The 20858-nt window shown below is 42.0% G+C and carries 18 protein-coding genes; 5 read left to right on the forward strand and 13 right to left on the reverse strand.

All coding sequences use genetic code 11. From position 1 onward, the window contains the following. Positions 1–414: 414 nt before the first annotated feature. The 7 genes from NFR61_RS10070 to NFR61_RS10100 form a co-directional block, all read right to left on the reverse strand. The gene (locus tag NFR61_RS10070) at positions 415–867 is read right to left on the reverse strand and encodes an ATPase (RefSeq protein ID WP_251623610.1); all 453 of its coding nucleotides are present in this window, start codon (positions 865–867) and stop codon (positions 415–417) included. A gap of 31 nt (positions 868–898) precedes the next feature. Continuing rightward, positions 899–2740 (reverse strand): V-type ATP synthase subunit I, encoded by a 1842-nt coding sequence (locus tag NFR61_RS10075; protein ID WP_251623620.1) that lies wholly within the window; start codon positions 2738–2740, stop codon positions 899–901. 8 nt (positions 2741–2748) lie between these two features. Beyond that, positions 2749–3348, reverse strand: a complete 600-nt coding sequence (locus tag NFR61_RS10080; RefSeq protein ID WP_251623630.1) for a V-type ATP synthase subunit D — start codon at positions 3346–3348, stop codon at positions 2749–2751. A 24-nt stretch (positions 3349–3372) separates the two neighbouring features. Continuing rightward, a complete protein-coding gene (locus tag NFR61_RS10085) occupies positions 3373–4698 on the reverse strand; it encodes a V-type ATP synthase subunit B (RefSeq protein WP_251623682.1) in 1326 nt (441 codons plus the stop codon). Positions 4699–4718: 20 nt separating this feature from the next. Then, a complete protein-coding gene (locus NFR61_RS10090; protein ID WP_251623632.1) occupies positions 4719–6476 on the reverse strand; it encodes a V-type ATP synthase subunit A in 1758 nt (585 codons plus the stop codon). 68 nt (positions 6477–6544) lie between these two features. After that, positions 6545–7360, reverse strand: coding sequence for a DUF2764 family protein (locus NFR61_RS10095; protein ID WP_251623634.1), 816 nt, complete (start codon positions 7358–7360; stop codon positions 6545–6547). A gap of 8 nt (positions 7361–7368) precedes the next feature. Continuing rightward, positions 7369–7974 carry a V-type ATP synthase subunit E family protein gene (locus tag NFR61_RS10100; protein WP_251623644.1) on the reverse strand — a complete coding sequence of 202 codons (606 nt, stop codon included), beginning with the start codon at positions 7972–7974 and terminating at the stop codon, positions 7369–7371. Positions 7975–8222: 248 nt separating this feature from the next. Between NFR61_RS10100 and NFR61_RS10105 the strand changes: the two genes are divergently transcribed. From NFR61_RS10105 to NFR61_RS10125, 5 genes are all read left to right on the forward strand, one after another. Continuing rightward, a complete protein-coding gene (locus tag NFR61_RS10105) occupies positions 8223–8897 on the forward strand; it encodes a MotA/TolQ/ExbB proton channel family protein (protein WP_251623646.1) in 675 nt (224 codons plus the stop codon). A 9-nt stretch (positions 8898–8906) separates the two neighbouring features. Next, positions 8907–9302: an ExbD/TolR family protein gene (locus tag NFR61_RS10110; RefSeq protein WP_251623648.1), complete on the forward strand. Its 396-nt coding sequence runs from the start codon at positions 8907–8909 to the stop codon at positions 9300–9302. A 154-nt stretch (positions 9303–9456) separates the two neighbouring features. Beyond that, positions 9457–10122 carry a DUF4136 domain-containing protein gene (locus NFR61_RS10115; RefSeq protein ID WP_251623650.1) on the forward strand — a complete coding sequence of 222 codons (666 nt, stop codon included), beginning with the start codon at positions 9457–9459 and terminating at the stop codon, positions 10120–10122. A 47-nt stretch (positions 10123–10169) separates the two neighbouring features. Then, positions 10170–10802, forward strand: coding sequence for an outer membrane beta-barrel protein (locus NFR61_RS10120; protein ID WP_251623658.1), 633 nt, complete (start codon positions 10170–10172; stop codon positions 10800–10802). 100 nt (positions 10803–10902) lie between these two features. Then, positions 10903–12969 (forward strand): alpha-L-fucosidase, encoded by a 2067-nt coding sequence (locus tag NFR61_RS10125; protein ID WP_251623660.1) that lies wholly within the window; start codon positions 10903–10905, stop codon positions 12967–12969. 45 nt (positions 12970–13014) lie between these two features. Here NFR61_RS10125 and NFR61_RS10130 read toward each other — a convergent pair whose 3' ends face one another. The 6 genes from NFR61_RS10130 to NFR61_RS10155 form a co-directional block, all read right to left on the reverse strand. Continuing rightward, positions 13015–14373, reverse strand: coding sequence for an ATP-binding protein (locus NFR61_RS10130; RefSeq protein ID WP_251623662.1), 1359 nt, complete (start codon positions 14371–14373; stop codon positions 13015–13017). An 89-nt stretch (positions 14374–14462) separates the two neighbouring features. After that, positions 14463–15812, reverse strand: coding sequence for an ATP-binding protein (locus tag NFR61_RS10135; protein ID WP_251623664.1), 1350 nt, complete (start codon positions 15810–15812; stop codon positions 14463–14465). Positions 15813–16113: 301 nt separating this feature from the next. Further along, the gene (locus NFR61_RS10140) at positions 16114–18075 is read right to left on the reverse strand and encodes an SUMF1/EgtB/PvdO family nonheme iron enzyme (protein WP_251623673.1); all 1962 of its coding nucleotides are present in this window, start codon (positions 18073–18075) and stop codon (positions 16114–16116) included. A 37-nt stretch (positions 18076–18112) separates the two neighbouring features. Continuing rightward, positions 18113–19033, reverse strand: a complete 921-nt coding sequence (locus NFR61_RS10145) for a hypothetical protein (RefSeq protein ID WP_251623676.1) — start codon at positions 19031–19033, stop codon at positions 18113–18115. Next, complete coding sequence (locus tag NFR61_RS10150; protein ID WP_251623678.1) at positions 19034–20038, reverse strand: hypothetical protein; 1005 nt, start codon at positions 20036–20038, stop codon at positions 19034–19036. Between the two features lie 157 nt (positions 20039–20195). Continuing rightward, positions 20196–20858: DNA-binding domain-containing protein (locus NFR61_RS10155; RefSeq protein WP_251623680.1), on the reverse strand; the 663-nt coding region annotated here is incomplete at its 5' end.

Genomic DNA, 20858 nt, shown 5'->3' on the forward strand with positions numbered 1-20858 from the left:
ATGTGTTAAGCCTGTCGCTAGCGTTCATCCTGAGCCAGGATCAAACTCTTCATTGTATTAATATCAATTCTTTATTTATTCCATGTGCTCAGTCATATGTCCCAAATATCATCTAATATCAGGGCCGCACTTGCTGTCTCGTCACTACAATTTTTCTAAGAACTCTTTAATCTCGTTTCCTGATTAACCCGCCCATAAATGAGCGAAAGCGACGGCAAAGATATATCAACTTTTATTACCCTCCAATTTTTTTTAAAACTTTTTTTAAAGTTTTTTCCATTACACCTACAAACAACCTTACCAACACACATCTACAAATAAAAAAAGGGAAAAACTATTACTCCTTACAAAAATAACGGCTATAAGATATAGCCGTTAATTCCCCCAAAATTAAGATTGATATCAGTTCTATTTCTAAGCCGGTATCAATCCTGAAATTAGAATTAAAACCAATAATCCTAAAATTGCATATAATTCAGGAAATACTGCTAGTACCATAGTTGTACCAAATACATTATGCCCACCTCCAATAGCAACTATTCCGTTTGCACATACCTGAGCTTGACGAATTGAAGAGAAAAAGGCTACTAATCCTAAACCAAATCCCGCACCAAATATCGCTGCTGCTGCATACCATGTGATTCCCGGTATTAAATAAGCACTTAACAAAAAATATCCCACAAAACCGTATAATCCCTGAGAAGAAGGTAAGGCCGACAACCCTATATATTGGCCAGATGCCCCCGGATTTTTCTTTAAAGCACCTACTGCTGCATTACCACAAATAGTTACACCATATGCACTACCTATTCCAGATAATCCGACCATTAACACAATTCCTAAATAAGCTAAAATAATTGGTTCCATAATTTAAAATTTAATTTGTTTATTTTCTACTTTATTTTTCTGTTACTACTCTTCGACAAAAAGGAGAATATTTTTTCCCTCCTCCTTCAAAACTTGCATTTTTATAAAACTCAACAAAAGTCAAGCGCATTGGATGGACAAATGCACCTATCATACACAAACCAAAATTAATCGTATGTCCTGCTAATAATATTAATAATATCGCAATAAAGCGAAGAACTACTGGCAATGAAACAGTTAAATCAAAAGCCAAGGTATTGAATACACCTCCTAAAATACTACCAGTTAATCCCAATGCAAACAAACGGATATATGACAATGTATCTCCTAGTAATCCTGTTGCCATGTTATAAGTTCCCCATAAAGCCGAACCAAAATTTGTTAATACACCTTTTCCCGGAGAATTCATAAAAACAATAGCAAAAACACAAACAGCCATTATTCCATAAAATATATAAAGCAAAAATCTTGGTAAGATACCCCCACATAGCGGTAATCCCCAAGTAATTCCTGCCATTATTAAAACCACAACCCAGCCTATTGTTGACATTGCATATCTAAAACCGAATTGTTTGGCCATTTTTACTGCACTAAGACACATTCCAAAAAGTATTTGAATAATACCTATAATAATAGCAACAACCATCATCGGATTATAACCATTCAAATATTTTCCATAATTGGCTTCTGTCACAAAATACTCCTTTATCCCTTTCAACCAAGTCCACTCAACACTCTCTAAAGCTATTCCAAAAAAGGAGCCTGTCAATATTCCCACTATTATTGTTGCTATTCCTAAATACTCTCCTAGCTTCAAATACCCTTTCATTGCGGGGGAAGCCTTCTTTAACAAGCCAAAACAAACTGCCCAAATCAATAATCCATAACCACCATCTCCCATACATAAACCAAAAAACAACATAAAAAATGGGGCAAAAAACGGTGTCGGATCCAATTCATGATAATTGGGCAAAGCAAACATCTCTGTAATAGGTTCAAAAAGTTTGGTAAATCGATTATTTTTCAACAATACCGGAACATCTTCATCTGGCGTTGGAGTTGAAAATTCATAATAAACTTCACATCCCTGCAAAAATTTTTTCATTTCAACTTCACAGTCTACAGGAATCCATCCTTCCAATGCAATAACTTTATCCTCAATCAACATTTGAGAACCCGTATCCACTTTCAAAAAATCCGTTACCTCTCCTATCGTCTCTCGATAGTATTTTAAATTTCTAATTGCTTCTCCAGTTATCTCATCCAAATGAACAGATATCTGTGACAATTCATTCTTTAACTGCTCGATTGTTCCACGAATACATTCTTCCGACTCCTGAGGGAAAACAAAAGTATCTGCATCTGGTTTTTCTCGCTGGTCCTGTGGAGTAACAGTTACAAAATATTTTTGTCCTTGCTGCTCATTAATGACCATTGAATTAAATTGTTCTTCCCATTCAAGTAAATATTTTCTGTCAGAAACCGTAAAGAAACGTAATTCCCAACCAACTTTAACTAACTCAGCTATCCGTTCTCTAGAAAAATTTCCCCAAGGCTCATATAAAACAAGATCCTTCTCCAATATCTCCAATTGTGAAATGATTTGCTCCTGCCGATGATATTGCTCTTCCAAATAAACCAACAAATCTTCCCCCACCCTATCAACTTTAACTCCGTTTTCCTCTACTGATCGATTCTCCAGCAATCGAATCATTTCGTTTACTCGTCTAATCTGATATAATTTCGCTTGCAAAGTTTCATTCTCTGCTGCCCGCTGCTTATTCTCATAGATATGAACAACACCTCTTTCCCGAAGTTCATCAAGAAAATTCTGATAATCTTTATAAAAAACTAACAGAGACAATTTTCGCATAGGCACTATCATGACGCTTCCTCCATCGCTTTACGGTTTTTCACTATCTTCTGTGCTGATTTAGAAAGATTTTCTTCATCTTCAAGAAAACGTTTTATTTTTCGTATCGCCTCTTGAAAACCTGGTATTTGTACCTTTTCATACAAATTCACTTTCTGCGTTGTCTTTTTACGAGCTCTATCCAGAAGCTCCATTTTACGCATAAAAAATTCTCTCTCTAATGCAATATTCACTATTTCTTTTATATACTGGATTCCATCAAGAAACCAACCCGGAGCATTAAACAAACTAAAATCTTTAATACTATACTCCACCTTATCCAAAATCGGAGTACGTACCCCTGCAATTTTTTTTATTGACATACTCACCTCTTTCACTGTCAATATATCAGGTCTGTACTCATCATAAAGTTGAAGCATTTCCTGGATTTCATTCAAACGAGCCTCCAATTTTTCATCAAACTCATCTGCCACCTCCTTAGCCCTCTTTACTTCTGAACGCAATGCAGACTCCTTATTTTTTATAGTAGGTAAAGCCCGCACTCGCATCTTAAGTTGTTTATCAAGACTTTGAAGTGAAGTTTTATTATATTGAAACTTAATCATCAACTTTAAATTTTAAATTCCAATTTTTCAATTAGAAAAATTTCCGAATTCATCTACAATTTCCTGCTTGATACCAAGTTCCGAACGATTAAAATACTTTCTAAATAAAGCCCAAGCAGAATCCAACATTTGAGTTACACTAATATTCACATCTATTGCCAATAATTCATTTGAATAATCTTTAGCAAACTCCAATGTACGTTTATCGTAATCCGTTAAATCAAATCCATTTTCCAGTTTTGTACGAGCATTCGCTGCATCTGCATACAAACGAATAGCAGCATTCATTACCTGCGGATGATCCTTACGCGTTTTCTTACCAATAACCAATTGTTTTAATCGAGACAAACTACGGAATGGATCCACAATTACCTTTCCGATCTCAGTATCTTTACGTAAAAAGAGCTGGCCTTCCGTGATATATCCGGTATTATCGGGAATCGCATGAGTAATATCTCCTCCTGATAAAGTTGTAACAGCAATAATCGTAATAGATCCTCCATCTGGAAATTGTACTGCCTTTTCATAAATTTTTGCCAAATCAGAATACAATGAACCCGGCATTGAGTCCTTTGAAGGAATCTGATCCATTCGATTGGAGACAATAGCCAAAGCATCTGCATACAATGTCATATCCGTCAACAATACCAACACTTTTTCATTACGATCTACTGCAAAATATTCTGCAGCTGTCAATGCCATATCCGGAACTAACAAACGTTCCACGGGAGGTGCCTCGGTCGTATTCACAAAACTAACAATACGATCAAGTACCCCTGCATTATCAAACAAATTTTTAAAATAGAGATAATCATCATTCGTCAACCCCATCCCTCCAAGAATAATTCGATCTGTTTGTGCCCGCAAAGCCACATTTGCCATAACTTGATTATAAGGCTGGTCAGGATCTGCAAAAAATGGTATTTTCTGTCCTGATACCAACGTATTATTCAAATCAATTCCCGCAATACCCGTAGCGATCAATTCTGAAGGTTGTTTACGTCTCACTGGATTTACAGAAGGTCCTCCAATCTCTCTTTCTTCACCATCTATACTTGGACCTCCATCTATAGGATCTCCGAAAGCATTAAAAAAACGCCCGCATAAATCATCTCCAACCTTCAATGTTGGAGCTTTACCTAAAAACGTTACCTCCGCATTTGTAGGGATTCCTTCTGTCCCAGAAAAGACCTGCAACGTAATATCATCACCCCAAATCTTTACCACCTGAGCCAAGCGACCGTCTACTATTGCCAACTCATCATTTCCGATTCCTTGAGCCTTCAATGAACAAGTCGCCTTGGTAATCTGTGATATCTTGGTATATACTTTTTGAAAAGCAGCATTCATTATTTTTAATTTTAAATTTAGATTTAGTTTCTTCTCTCTTTAATAATCTCCTTCACCTCTGCTTCATACTTTTTAAATACTTCAGATTGGAACTCCGAATAATTCATTTGCTTAAAACCATTAATAATCCTTTTAAAATAAGGATTCACCTCTTCAAATGAATCAAAAGCGAAGTTTGAGCGAACAACCTCCAACACCATATTTAACATATACTGCTGACGTTCCATAGAAGTTGAACCATCTATATTATCAAAAGCATCTTGTTGTAAAATAACAAAATCTATCAATTCCGACTTCCAAAAAATCACATGATAATCCAAAGGCACTCCATCATCACCTAAAATATCGATTTGTTCAGCCGTTTCACGCCCCCGAACCAACATGTTACGAACTTCACTCACATCTTCAATCCAATTCTGGGAAATATTTTTCTTAGCATACTCTATAAATTCAGGATATTCCAAATATTTAGAATAAGAATCCAATGTATCTATGGCAGGATAGCGTTTAGAATCTGCTCGAGCCTGTGACAAAGCATAGAAACAACGAGCAACTTTCTTTGTTGATTCCGTTACCGGTTCCTTCAAATTTCCCCCGGCAGGAGATACAGTTCCGATAAAAGTAATGGATCCAGTCTGTCCATTATTCAGATAAACCATTCCGGCACGAGCATAAAAATTTGAAATAATCGCAGACAAGTCCATCGGAAAAGCATCTTGTCCCGGTAATTCTTCCATTCGATTCGACATTTCACGCAAAGCCTGTGCCCAACGGGATGTAGAATCTGCCAACAACAACACTTTCATTCCCATTGCACGATAATACTCACCAATTGTCATAGCCGTATATACAGAAGCTTCACGGGCTGCAACTGGCATATTAGACGTATTGGCAATAATCGTTGTACGTTCATACAGAGAACGTCCGGAACGGGGATCCTGCAATTGCGGAAATTCCGTAAAGATTTCAACAACTTCATTTGCACGTTCTCCGCAAGCTGCCATAATAATAACATCTGCATCTGCGAAACGAGCCAAAGCATGCTGTAACACGGTCTTTCCTGTTCCAAACGGACCGGGAATAAAACCAGTTCCCCCCTCCAACATCGGATTCATTGTATCAATAACCCGCACACCTGTCTCCATTTGACGGAAAGGACGGGGCTTATCTACATAACTACGAATAGCCACTTTCACCGGCCATTTCTGCACCATTGTAACCGGATATTCTTTCCCCTCTTTATCCTTAAGAACCGCTATCGTATCTTGAATTGTATACTCTCCTGCCGAAACAATAGAAGTCACCGTATACTCACCCTGCATCTTAAAAGGAACCATAATTTTATGGTCAAGCCAATTCTCTTTCACATTTCCCAACCAATCAGCGGCTTTTACTTTATCTCCCGGTTGTGCAAGCGGAGTAAAACTCCATTTTTTATCTTCCTCCAAAGGATTAGTATATTCACCTCTTTTCAAAAATACACCGGTCATCTTATCCAAATCATTTTGCAATCCGTCAAAATTCTTCGATAACAAACCGGGGCCTAAACTTACTTCGAGCATGTGCTCCTCAAATTCTACCACAGTACCTGGCTTCAAGCCGCGGGTACTTTCAAATACTTGTACATACGCTATATCCCCAACCACCTTGATAACCTCTGCCATCAACTTTTCATCTCCCTGTTCTATAAAACAAATTTCGTTCTGAGAAACCGGGCCTTCAATCTTCACCAATACAAGGTTAGAAATAATACTATGAACTTTTCCTTGTGTCTTTGCCATATATTATATAATTACTTATTTCAAATTCCGGATTTTACTTATTATCAAAATTTCTCAAAAATAGAGAATCATTTAAATTGCTCATCAAACTGAAAACTTTCACGAAACTTCTGAATCATCTCCATAAATACTTTTCGTCCTGTATCAGTACTCATCTTACTCCACCGTTCCACAATCATTAACTTCAACATAATAGAAATAACCCGTTCTATCGAAAAATACTCAAACACCACTTCTTCATCCAAAAAATCCCAAATCAAAAGATCAATTCCCTTCTCCCGCTCCACTAAATTATCTTCTTTCATCAGAGCTATCACTTTATCTACATAAGCATATTCTCCGACAAGTCCAAAATCCTTAGATGTAGCTGTCCTCAATATCGCGGCAAAATCATTTCCACCTATTACCTCCCGACGAACATCCCGATCATATTTTCTGCTATTTAACGCCGTAACTAAATTTTTCAGATTCATCGAAAACTCCGCATACCGACGCACCAACTTATTACCAACTCCCAACATGTAATCATAATACATCCAACTCAATACATTTTCCGGTACTGTATCATACTTCAAACGTTCGTTTTTAAAATCAAAGATAAATTGACTAAGATAGGTTGGTAATTTCCCCGTCGGCTCCTGTATTTCTTCTTCAAGCAATTTCACCGAATAAACAGTCTGCAAATCCGGCAACGCCTCTTGTTTATTTAATAACCGCAATACTTGCAAATTATCGTTAGGTAAGAAAAAAAGATCCAACAACTTTGCATCCTTTCCCTTAATATAAATTTTTGCCTGCTCCCGAAAATCAGAAAGTGTTAAGGGCAACTTTCTTTCATCCCACATAATTTCCGGCAATCCTGCGATAAAAGCAACATAATTCATGTGCATACTTAATTATAAAGCAACGACTTCGTAAAACTTCTCAGATACTGATTAAAGAATGCCTCAAACAACGCTTCCGAAAAGGCAATTTGATAGCTACCGTCTTTCGGCTGAATAACAAATCCTTCTTTCTGTTCTCCCACTTTCACTACCAAACCTTTATCTAATAATTCTTTATATTTATTTTTTATAAAAGACTCAAACTCTTTTTTATCCTTTTCCGATAAAACCACCTCCAAATCCAAATTACCATCTGCAACATTCCATTTCTTAACAATGGAAACCAACAACTCCTGCACAAATGCTTTATCTTCAAAACCGGTCTTAGCCAACTTCTCTGCAACCTCTCCCGAAATCAAATTAGTAATCGACAATTTCAAAGCAGCCAACGCCTGCCGAGCACTCAAACTCATTTCCGAATCCGCTTTCTTTTTCAAATTCTCAACATCCTGTTGAGCTTTCGTTTCTATCTCTTTTGCTTTTGCTTCAGCCTCTGCCAACAAATTTTCCGCTTCTTTTTTAGCATCGGCAATAATTTTTTCCGCTTCTTGTCTTGCCTTATCAACCCCTTCATCATAAAGCTTTTTCGTCAGAATATCTAATTTATTTTCCATAATTTGGTATACATTTAAGTGAATTCCCACATTTAATTATTTTCCTTTATCCGTCCTATCCCCTCTTTTTTTCGAGGCTGAAAGTAGTATTTTTACATCGAAAAACAAAATATTAACAATTAAAACGATTGAAATTAAAAATTGTTTCTCTTTCCCCATCGCTTCAAAAACAACTTTTGATTTTCAAGTATTTATTATATCTTCGCATCCCGTAAAATCAAACTTTTACAAACTACAGCTCTACGAATATGAATAATATTGTTTTAATTGCAACCACCTTACCTCAGACAGCCAATCAAGATTTAAACCTATGGGACATGATTCTAAAAGGAGGATGGCTCATGCTTCCCATTTTCATACTATCTGTCATTGGCATTTATATCATTTGCGAACGCATTTCAATCATCCGCAAAGCAGAGCCAAAGGAGCTTTCCCTCGTAGAAAATGTCATCACGGCTTTGGAAAAAGGAAATAAATCCCTAGCTATTGTTCAATGCTCCGAATCGGACTCATCTCTTTCCCGCATGTTGCAAAAAGGGATATTTCTATATCACGTGCCCGCACAAGATTTACGTACCAGCATGGAAAACACGGCTAACCAGGAAATTGCAAGATTAGAAAAAGGCCTACCCACCTTAGCCACCATCTCCGGTCTGGCTCCGATGATCGGATTCTTAGGCACAGTCATCGGCATGGTACAGGCTTTCTACGACATGTCCCTTGCCGGCAACAACATCAACATCACCCTTCTTTCCCGTGGTATCTACACAGCCATGATTACAACCGTCGCTGGATTAATCGTAGGCATTCTCGCCTACTTTGCTTACAACATTTTGGTCGCACGCATCAATACCATTGCCAATAAACTAGAACATGCCTGCACCATATTCATCGAATCCACATACAAACACGCTCAAAAATAAAATTCCCCCATGGCCATCAAAAGAACCGGTAAATTAAATCCTAACTTCAACATGTCGTCCATGACCGACATTGTATTTCTTTTGCTGATATTCTTTCTGGTAACCTCCACATTAGTTAATCCCAACGCTCTGAAACTACTCTTACCCAAGAGCACCAACCAACTTTCCAATAACAAAGAATTTATTACCGTTTCCATAGACCAAAACAAAGTCTACTATTTCAACGGTAAAGCCACCCCTTTTTCCATGCTGGAAAACAAAATCGTCGAAGCTCTAAAAAATTCCGACAATCCCAGCATCACTATTCAGGCGGAAAAATCCGTCCCTATCGAACATGTTGTCCGAATCATGAACATTGCCAAAAACCACGGCTACAAAGCTATTCTTGCCACCGATCCGGAATAACCTCCCTGTAAACCATCTTTTCAACACATTATCAATGATTTATTAAAATTTGCAACATTCCAAAAATAAAGACGTATACGCTGGTACAATTAGAAACGATTTATCACAAACGGAAGTATTCCACAAAAATTGTTAAACTAAAAACAAACTAAGTATGAAACGTTTATTATTTTTACTACTAACCGGATTGTTCGCGCAATTGCTGGTATCCTGCTATCCCGAAGGAGCAGACGATGCGGAAGATTACGACATCGCCATGACAACTTACGACAGAGACAAAGACGCCAGTTACTTTGCCAGCCTGAAAACATTCTCTATGCCCGACACCATCGTTTACTTCGTCAACAAACAGGACGACATTATCGGTAATCACGAATTTGATGAAAGCATCCTCCAGCTGGTTGAAAAACAATTTACCGACTTGGGTTATCAACGAATCGCCGGCTCGGAAACCAACAAACCGGACTTCATGGTCACGGTATCCGCCTTCTCAAACGTCAATTACTATTTTGTCAATAACAACTGGTACAATTATTGGAACTGGTATGACGGCTGGGGTTGGTACAACTGGAACTTCGGTCCGGGCTGGGCACCGTATTATCCCTGGTCTCCCGTAAGTGTAATGTCTTATCGCTCAGGCTCCATTGTCATTGACATGCTTGACCCGTCAAACGTAGCTGTCACCAGCAACAAAATACCGGTTTTGTGGAGCGGTATCGCCGACGGAATCATCACGGGCAACCAAACTTCCATCCTGCAAAGAGCCGACAGGCAAATCAAACAATGCTTTGCTCAATCTCCTTATTTAGGCACAAAATAATGCCATTTCAACTCACGATAAAATACAAGAATTAAAATATAACAACTATGAAAAAATTATTAATAATCGCCATAGTTCTGTTTGGAATGAGCCCCTTATTGAAAGCTCAGATGCTCAATCTAAACTACCAGATCAGCGTTCCGCTCGGTGACCTGAGCGACTTCACGGACAAAGCCAGTTTCAGAGGCATGGACATCGAATACCATAAATTTATGACCGACCGTTTCTCTATGGGACTTGCTGTCGGCTGGAACGTATTCTATCAAGATGAAAATCATGCCACCGGCAACTTCCATTTCAAGGGAAACGACAATCTTTACACCATGACCGGCAACCAATACCGGTATGTAAACACAGTTCCCATCATGGCAATCGGCCGCTATTTCCTGACCGACGGCACCTCCGCCGTTCAACCCTTCTTAGGATTGGGTGCCGGTGCCCGCTGGACAGAAAAACGCCTGGAAGTAGGACAATACTCCTCCACCCTGTCCAGATGGCAATTCACCTTTGCACCGGAAGTCGGCATGCTTGTTCCGTTCAATGACCAAATCGGCTTAAATGTGGCTGCCCGCTACAGTTACGGTACCAAAGCCTCACACGGCAGAATCCCCGAATTTCAGAGCGTCACCTTCAGTGTCGGTCTCGTCTTCATGGGCAACAACAATAATAGCAACGAATAGGCCAAACCGCTATACACCTAAAAACCGGATCCGCACAGATCCGGTTTTTTATTGATTTTAATGCTATATTTGCAACAAATCAATAAAAATTCACATGTGTATGTATAACAAACTTTTACTCTTATCAGCGGGGATACTTTTGTGCTGCGCCTGCCAGAAAGTCACACCTCCCGCTCCGATTTTGCCCGTACCGACCCAAAACCAGATTAACTGGCAAAAAATGGAAACCTACGCTTTCGTCCACTTCGGGCTCAACACCTTCAACGACCTGGAATGGGGATTCGGAAACACCCCCGCCTCCACATTCAATCCCACCGACCTCGACTGCGAACAATGGGTACGCATCATCAAGGCAGCAGGCCTGAAAGGCGTTATGCTGACTGCCAAGCACCACGACGGATTCTGCCTCTGGCCGTCACAATACACCGAATACAGCGTAAAAAACTCCCCCTGGAAAGGAGGCAAGGGAGACATGGTCAAAGAACTATCCGACGCCTGTAAAAAACACGGGCTGAAATTCGGCATCTACCTCTCTCCGTGGGACAGAAACCACGCCGAATACGGCCGTCCCGAATACGTCACCTACTTTCATAACCAAATGAAAGAACTATTAAGCAACTACGGCGAACTATTTGAATACTGGTTTGACGGTGCCAACGGAGGTGACGGCTGGTACGGCGGAGCCAACGAACGCCGCAGCATCGACGCACGCACCTACTACCGTTACGAAGACGCCCGCAAAACCATCAACGAACTGCAACCGCACGCCGTCATCTTCGGAGGCACCTGCGCCGACATCCGCTGGATTGGCAACGAAGAAGGATGGGCGGGAGAAACAAACTGGTGTATGTTTAACGATACCCAAAAAGGAAAAGCCACAGAAGGAATGCAGGATGCCGGCAAATGGGAACCGGGAGAATGCGACGTATCCATCCGTCCGGGCTGGTTCTATCATGCCCGCGAAGACCATCAGGTACGCAGCCTTTCCCGTTTGGTAGACCTATACTACCGCAGTGTCGGCCACAACGCCAACTTCCTGCTGAACTTCCCCGTCGCACTGAACGGCAAGATTCATCCGACGGATTCCGCTCGCGCTGTCGAATGGAGAAAAACCATCGACGCCGAACTCCAAACCAATCTGTTGAAAAATGCCAAAGCCACCGCCGACAACCACCGGGGCAACGCCTCCCGGTTTGCTCCCGCCAAGGCCATTGACGGCAACTGGGACACCTACTGGGCAACCGACGACTCTGTCACGCAAGGCAGCATCACCCTCACCTTTCCGCAGACACAGGCTCTCAACCGACTGCTGATACAGGAATACATCCCGCTGGGACAACGGGTCATCGCTTTCCACGTCGAATACCAGAACGACAGGAAATGGCTACCGCTTGAAATCGCGGAAAAAACAACCACCATCGGGTACAAACGCATTCTCCGGTTCAATACCATAGAAACCAAACAACTGCGCATCAGCTTCGACCAATCGCGAGGGCCTTTGTGCATCAACAACATCGAAGCCTTCCTGGCACCGGTACTCCTTGAAGAGCCGCAAATCGCCCGCAACGGCAACAACGAAATCATCCTGAAAGCCGGAGACCCCGAATCCGTCATCTATTATACCACCGACGGCACGGAACCCTCCTCCCGGTCGAATCTGTACGACCCCGCACAACCTTTCGTCTGGGCGCAAAAAGGAGTCATAAAAGCCATCAGCTACGACGCGCAAACCGGCAAACAAAGCCCCGTAGCCGTCAAACATCTTGACATCCCCACAGCAAGCTTCAGTGTTAAAAACGCCCCGAAAACAGCCGGCGACAAAATCAAACGCATGTTCGACGGCAACGGATACACCGCCTTCTACCTGCCTGCTGAAGCAAAACAGGAAATCACAATCAACCTCGGCGGCACCCACACCCTGAACGGTTTTACCTATACGCCGGACCAAAACCGCTGGGGAGGAGGCATCATCTCCCACTTTGAATTCTACGTCGGCAACCGCTTAGTCGCTTCCGGCGAATTTTCAAACATCAAAAACAACCCCATCGAACAAACCGTCACCTTCGAGCCGACCCGTGGCAACACCGTCCGGTTCGTAGCCCAAAAAATAATCAACGGGAAAAACATGGGAATCGGAGAATTCACCGTCCTCACCTCCGACAAATAACAATACCAAAAGAGCCTGACTTGTTGAAGTCAGGCTCTTTCGCTCTTAAAAAGAAATATTTTCCTCGTTCCCTTCCGATAAATCAAGGAACATCACATAATAAATAGGCATATAAGTCACCCCGCCACTCTTCCTTACTATCCGGTCGTTAGACAGGACCAGACCGGAAGCGACATGATAATCTTTCACCGCAAGCAAATTATTCAAAGCGCTGTGGACCGTATAATCCTTACCCGATTTCACCTCTATTGGCAAAATACTCAAACTTGAATAATCATCCACGAGAAAATCCACCTCTCCTTTCTGCCGGTTATCGTAATAAAACAACCGGTGGCCATGCGCCTTCAGCTCCTGCGCCACCACATTTTCATACACCGCCCCCAGATTAATACCCTGCACATCCCCCAGCACCGGACGCAGATTATGATGATACAACTGTGACGTCAGCATCCCCACATCATTCAGGTAAAGTTTCAACAGATTCTTCTGTACCGACTCCGTCAAGGGACAGCGGGGATTGGAAATAGCACGCACATCCAGCGTAATCCCCGACGAAATGAGATACTCGAACTCCTCCCGGTAACGGCTGAAACGGTCACTCTTCCGACCTTGAATATCTTTGGCAACAATACGTTTCTTCTTATTCTCCATCTGGGAAGGCACCATATCGTAAATGCGGCGTATCAGCAAATGCCGCCCGTTATCCTGCTCATACTTCGAGGCATCATCCCCGTAAAGCACGCGTATCGCATTCTGCACCTCCCGCACCCTCACGATATTGTGCGACGCCACATACTCATTCACGGCATCGGGCATCCCCCCGACCAGCAAATAACGACGGAAAAGATCCATCACATGCCCGTGCTGCTCCTCGCTGAGACTCTCCCCCTTCTCATACTTCTCCCGCAACATGGCAATCGCCACCGCTCCGAAACCGTTCGCAATCAGGAACTCCTCAAAATCAAGCTGAAACATCTCCTTGCGGATAATACTGCCCACGGGAATAGATGTCGTCGAACGCAAAGCAATACCCAACAGGCTGCCACTCGCAATAAAGCGGTAGCGCCGTTCCTGCCGGAAAAATTTTAACATCGTCAGATATTGCGGGTAATGCTGCACCTCATCCAGAAACACGAGGGTATTCTCCATGCTGTCCAGCCGCTCCCCCGCAACCATACTCAACGTAAGATAAAACTCTTCCGTAGTATGAACATGCTTAAAAAGCTGCCTGCCCTCATCATCCGCCACAAAATTAACCTCCACAAAATTCTTGTAAAGCCGTTTCCCCACCTCCCGGATAATATACGACTTACCAATCTGCCGGGCGCCTTCAAGCACCAGAATCCTATCCGTATCAGGCTTCAGATGCTCCTCGATATACTTTCCAATCTTCCTGTATAACATAGCCAATTACACTTTTCAGTAGAAAATGACGGCATAAAATTACACTTTTCAATAGAAAAACCGATGTAAAAATGACACTTTTCAATATTTCACACTAATCCCGTCAAATCAAGCTGATATTTCACGGGGGCGTCCTCCGCTTTTTGCAAAAACATGACCATATAGACCGGCGCATACATAATTTTACCCTGTACGCAAAGATTATCATTACAGAGCACCAGCGCCTGCGGTATGCCATACCCTCCCTCTTCCATCACGTTCGACAAAGCCCGATGACGCTCATAAGCCTTTCCCGATTTCACCTCAATGGGCAACACTCCGCCATGCAGCTCTATCACAAAATCCAACTCTCCTTTTTTCTTGCTATTATAATAATACAAATCAAAACCATGCGCATGCAATTCCTGAGCAACAGCATTTTCATAAATAGAGCCGAAATTAATATCCCTGCTCCCGCTGATAATACGGAGCTGTATGCCGTCGGCATACTGTCCCGCCAACAACCCGACATCACTCTGAAAAAGTTTGAAAAGATTACGCGAACGACCCAACAAAAGCGGCGCTTTAGGTTCCTCCACATTATAAACGGGCAACGCCACTCCCGCCTCCTTGAGCCAGATAAAACTGTTTTCGTAACGCGAAAACTTGATATTCTCATTCAGTTTCTTCAAAACAAAACGCTTATTCTTCGCGTTCAGTTCAGGCGGTATCAAATTAAAAATCTCCTCAATATACAGTTTACGCTGGGCATCATATTTGGCTATATCCTTCTTGTAAAGCCGGATAATCTCCTGTTGTGCCCCTGCTACCTCCTGGAGGTTATTCGTCTGCAAATACCTGTTTACCGCTGCCGGCATACCTCCGACAATAAGATACAGCCGGAAAACCTCCAGCATCTTGCCATGTACAAACTCATCCACAGCGCGCCGCTCCTCCCAGGCTTTCCGAAGCGCATCCAACACCTTCCGGCTCACCCCGACAGCTTCCGCAAATTCTTCAAAATCGAGCGGAAACATCTCCTTAATATCCATATAACCGACAGGCACCGAACGCAAATCCTTCAACTCCACGCCTAAAAGCGAACCGCTCAACACATAACGGTAACTTCCTTCCTCCACCAAGAACTTAATAGCAGTCACAACCTCCGGGCACTCCTGCACCTCATCAAAAAACACCAGTGTCTCCCCTTTCACCAGTGTCTCCTGCGTAAAAGCCGAAATCCGAAGCAATATATCATCACTGCTCTTCGCCTCGGCAAACAAAGTCGCAGCCTCCGGCGATTCAACAAAATTTATCTCGACAAAATGCTTAAATTGTTTCTTCCCAAACTGTCGTATGGAAAACGTCTTTCCGATTTGACGGGCACCCGTTATCAGAAGCGCACTTTGTTTTTTCTTGTAAAAATCTGATAAATAGCAATTTATTTTTCTTACCAACATGATTTGTCCGTTTTTCCAATGCAAATATGGGTAATTTTGTCCGTTTTTCCAATACTATTTAGGGCAATTTTGTCCGTTTTTCCAAGATTTTAACGAAAAAACGGAGGATTTTTCCTCCGTTTTCACTTTGTATACATTGTCCTCTTTTCAACCTTTCAACTCTTCACCCCCTTCAACTTTTCAAGCGGCGGTCGCAGGGGTGCGCCGTATGCCGGGCTTCACTCCGTTCGCACCTTGCATACTCTGTACCCCTGCGACCCCTTAGCTTAGTACAAAGAGACAGGAATATCCACCCGTAACTCTAAGGAAGAAGAACAACCCGGAACCCGTAGTAGTAGTTGCAGTAGCTCGGATAGTAGCTGCTCCGATACGACACCCGGCAGCCCCCCGCATAGCTGCTCCAACTACCGCCGCGAAGCACGCGGGAAGAGCCTGTTTCAGGACCCGTAGGATCGGTCTGCGCATCACTACTATAAGAATCATACCAATCGTTGCACCATTCCCATACATTACCGGACATATCGTAAATCCCCAACTCATTCGACTGTTTAGTACCGACGGGATAAGTGTAATTACCAGTATTATTATAATACCAAGCCACATTACCTATCGTATTGCTGCCGCTGTACTTATACCCCTTACTCTTATTGCCCCCACGCGCCGCATACTCCCACTGAGCCTCTGTTGGCAAAGCATATTTCTTGCCCGTCAATTGACTCAACTTCTCACAGAATGCCACAGCTTCATTCCAATTCACATAATACATCGGATAATTAGAACCGACACCATAAAGAGACCAAGTCGCATCTACCTTATCCCGCTGCTGCCCTATCGTAGTACCCATCACCTTCTCCCACACCCCTTGCGTCACCTCAAATTTACCGATATAATAATCAGAAAGAGTTACGGAATGAACAGGATACTCTCTATCATAAGCATCATCCCCCTGCTCCGAAGTAGCACCCATACTAAAAGTACCGCCCTTCACGTAAACCATCTCCAACTTTACGCCCGATACCGTTTCGGTAAAATCTAAGGTTTGAGTAACATAAACCGTATCCGTCAAAGAATTACCCGAAAAAACAATATAACCCTCCCGCCCTTCCGAGTCGGAATCTTCATTCGCCAAAACAGCAAACCTATAGCTTTTGGGAGCAACTGCACGCGAAGCTACAGACGAGGTACGGATAGGAATGAGCCAGGACTGAAAATCGGTGGGTATCGACACCTCGCATTCTACATCCCCTTTTACCTGAACAACTACGGTATCCCCCTCTATTCCTGCCACATATACTCGTCCCGATACTACCAATCCCCGACCATATTGACGTACACAAAGCGTATCGGAAAGCTCTCCGTTCTCATCTTTCACAATAATAACTGCTTCCCGAGTATCCCGACTTTCATTTTCCGTTATAGAAAAATGCAACCTATCCGTACGTAAACTTCTTGTATTCATTTGCTTTATCCATGAAACAGAAGAAGGCTCTATGCGAACATCATAATTTATATTCGTCTGTAATTCCACCGTAATCTCTTCCCCCTCATATGAAACATAACAAGTGTCCTGTGTCAAAATCAAGCGACTGGCAGGCGCTTGATATACATACACCGTATCTGACAAGGAATTGCCTGAAAAAACGATATAGCCCATTCGGATTTCTATATCTTTATTTTCCGAAATCGTAAAATCGTAATGCTTTGTTGTCACCGCCCGTGATTCTGGAGCCAAAGCTATCCAAGACTCAAATTCTTCCGGTATTGCAACCTCATAATCAATGTTACTTTTCACTGTGATAGATATCGTTCCTCCTTTGGTTGAAACATTAAATTTATCTTTACTCAAAAGAATAGCCTCCTTGGATTTCTGTGTAACGTTCAACAGATACATTTTATCCCCAGAACCTATAAGTAAATTCCTATTTCGGTCTTCACGAAGCCCATCATAAACACTTACTGAAACAGTAATTGTCTGGTCTCCACGACCGGAAACCGCATTTACCCGACACCAATCATTACTTCCTATAATATGCCAATCGCTATTGCAGGAAATAGTAAAAGTTTGTTCCCCGCCTTCCGCTTCAAAAACAATGGCAGTATCAGAAACAGACAACGTACTTTCCTTCTGCGACGGCACTTCTTTTAATATAGTTTCAATCAGTTCGGAATCTGAATCCTTACTGCATGACGACATCAGCAAGGTACCAACCAAAAACAGATAAAGCAGTACGACTCCCGATATCAAATAAAAAAATCTTTTCATATAAATATATTTACTTCTTCATATAGAAATGGTGGAACTAAAAATAAAAATTCAAACTCAACGCCCCTCCAAGACTTTCCGTATCAGCATAAAATCCCCGATTCCCGGGAGAAACAAGATCCGTACGCGTCTCTACTCGTCCGAGAGTAGCATTATATCCTTCACTTTCCACATAAGTTTGATTACTGAATAAATAATAAACACTCAAATTCACTTCCGCACCTAACGATATTTTCGGTGCAACAAACCACTCCACCCCTGCGCTGCCCGTGATACCGGTATAAAAACTGGCACCAGTGTTATATTTCATCAATATCCGGTAGCCGGAAGGTATCAAATCGTCATCCCCCCACAATGAGCCGGTTGGATTTTGATTAACGGAAGTCATTTCGTTACCGTAATCATATTTGACTTTATTATTCATAAAGGCAAACAGCAAACCTGCACCGAAAACACCTTGCACACGCCGTTCACCCTTACGGTATTCCGCTCCCAGCATAATACTCACCCCACTTTTATTATTAGTGATTTTATTCTCCACTTTTTCACTACCCAATAAATTCAACACACTGGCGCGGTCGTCTTTGACATACGATTTATCAGTTTCCAATCCTACTTTAAAACCGATATTGGCACGCAATGCCCATTTATCAGTCAGCAAGTATTTACCCATAACAGACACATCCGGCATCAAAGTTTTATTCTTATCGGCAAAACTGCTTCCTTTGGTAAAAGGCGTGCCGCCCAAACCATTTAACTCATCCGCTTTACTGCTATGAAATGCCGTACCTATGTATTTCAACAAAGGCAACACATCAATCCCCAATGTCCAATCTCCTTTTTCGGGAAGATATTGCTTTGAAGTTTCTGCTATGTCTTTTTCTTCTATATTCTCTTGCGCATTCGCGCCCATCAACGGGAGCAATCCCATCAAAAAGATTGATAATATTCTTTTCATTTATTCATTATTTTGTGTTTTAAAATCATCCCAGCTCCAACTATAATTCCAAAGGTCATATCCATACGCCTCTACATCTTTATCCGGATAAAAAAGCATCATTACTCCAATAGTATCTTTAGAAGCAGACAGATATGCACTTCTATATTGCCAATATCTCCCACCTTCTATTATTTTTGCGTCAGAACTTCCTTCTTCATAATAAGTAAAGGAATTGACAGAAATTGCATCAACACTTACTGACAAGTTTATATTTGAGGTATTCTGACTGGAAACCGGTATTTCAAATTTGGCTTCTCCTTTCTTATCCGTTACCATAGTATACTTTCTAGACATATAATTCCCGTTTTCTGAAATATTATAATACCCTACATTAAAAGTTACAGGTATACCGGACTCAAATTCAAAAGCAGGTTTCCCTCCTTCTGTTATAACACCGAATCCAACTTTTACAACCTTTGTAAGTCTTTCCGTAAGAGAAGCATCCGGACGATTCATGAAACAGTAGACGAGATCCTTAAACAAAATATCGTTCGGCAAAACTCTTAGATTCAGTTCGTCGATATAAAAAACCACCTCTTGTGTTTCAAATACAGGCTCATTATTTTCCCACGTTTTAAGCATCGTATGCTTCCCACTAAAAGAAGGTACTTGCAGGATTATATCAGCCCCCTGATTAGGCACCGGTATCTCAATTTCATATTTGCCAGTCTCATCGGTCTCCGTTTCAAGCGTAGTATATCCCAATGCATTGGTATCCGCCAGTAAATCGGCATTCTTTATCAACACATACACCGGAGTATTGGCAACACCTTTATACAATTCCGTATACTTCCCATCCAAATAGGCTTGCCCTTCACTGTAAGAAATCGTACCTGTAATCTTAACTTTTCCCAAAATATCATCAATAGATATTGAACTTTGGTCTTGGTCGGAACAACCGACAAATGCCATTATCATTGCGACAATAGCCGTAAACACGAAAAATCTTTTTAAAATGTTCATATTCTTAAAATTAAATGATTGAATAATTATAAATTAAACTGTTATTTCTTTATATCATTTTCTCCAATGAGGAGACAGTACGTTCTCCCCTGTGTAGAACGTGTTGTCTCCGGTGTGTAGATAACGCTGTCTACACACCGGAGACAACGCACCGGATTTAATCAGCGGCAGGAACATTCAATACTTTCTCAAAACGTACCGTACGCGGCTCTTTCGTCAAAGCACCCCTGCTGTAACGGGTCGTCAGCTCCAGCCAGTAGTCGCCCGGTGTCAGTTTCGGTACACGGAAAGACAACGACGACGGATTGTTTACCGTCAGACGGCGCATATCCACTGCCACCGTATTGCTGCTGTCGTCCACCCGAACAAAACGGATGCCGTTGCCCTCGTCCTCGCCCGCTATCTGTATATTACGCCCTTTCACCGTCACTACTTCGTCAGGGGTTATCAATCCGTTCAACTCGCCAGTCCACGTATCCGTCACACCCGAAATCTCCGGACCTGCGGAAGAAACGCCCAACACCTCTACCCCCACCTGCTTAATGCCTTCACGCAACGTTGCACTCAACTGGAAGTTCACACTCACTTTGTGTTTCTTCTCGTCAAATGTTTCATTCTTATCATACCACACGCCTGACACACTCGGATAAGCATAGAACACGCCCGTACCTACACTGAATCCGGCAAGCAACTTGTTACGGATTATCCGGTCGCCACGATTCAAAATGTCAATTAGCGTTTCTAACTGAAATTCAGTGCCTTCCTCCTGCAATGCCTTCGCAATGTCCTCGACTGTCACCATGTTGCCCGCTTTCACCTT

The organism is Odoribacter lunatus (assembly GCF_943193135.1).
GTDB classification, from domain to species: Bacteria; Bacteroidota; Bacteroidia; order Bacteroidales; family Marinifilaceae; genus Culturomica; species Culturomica lunata.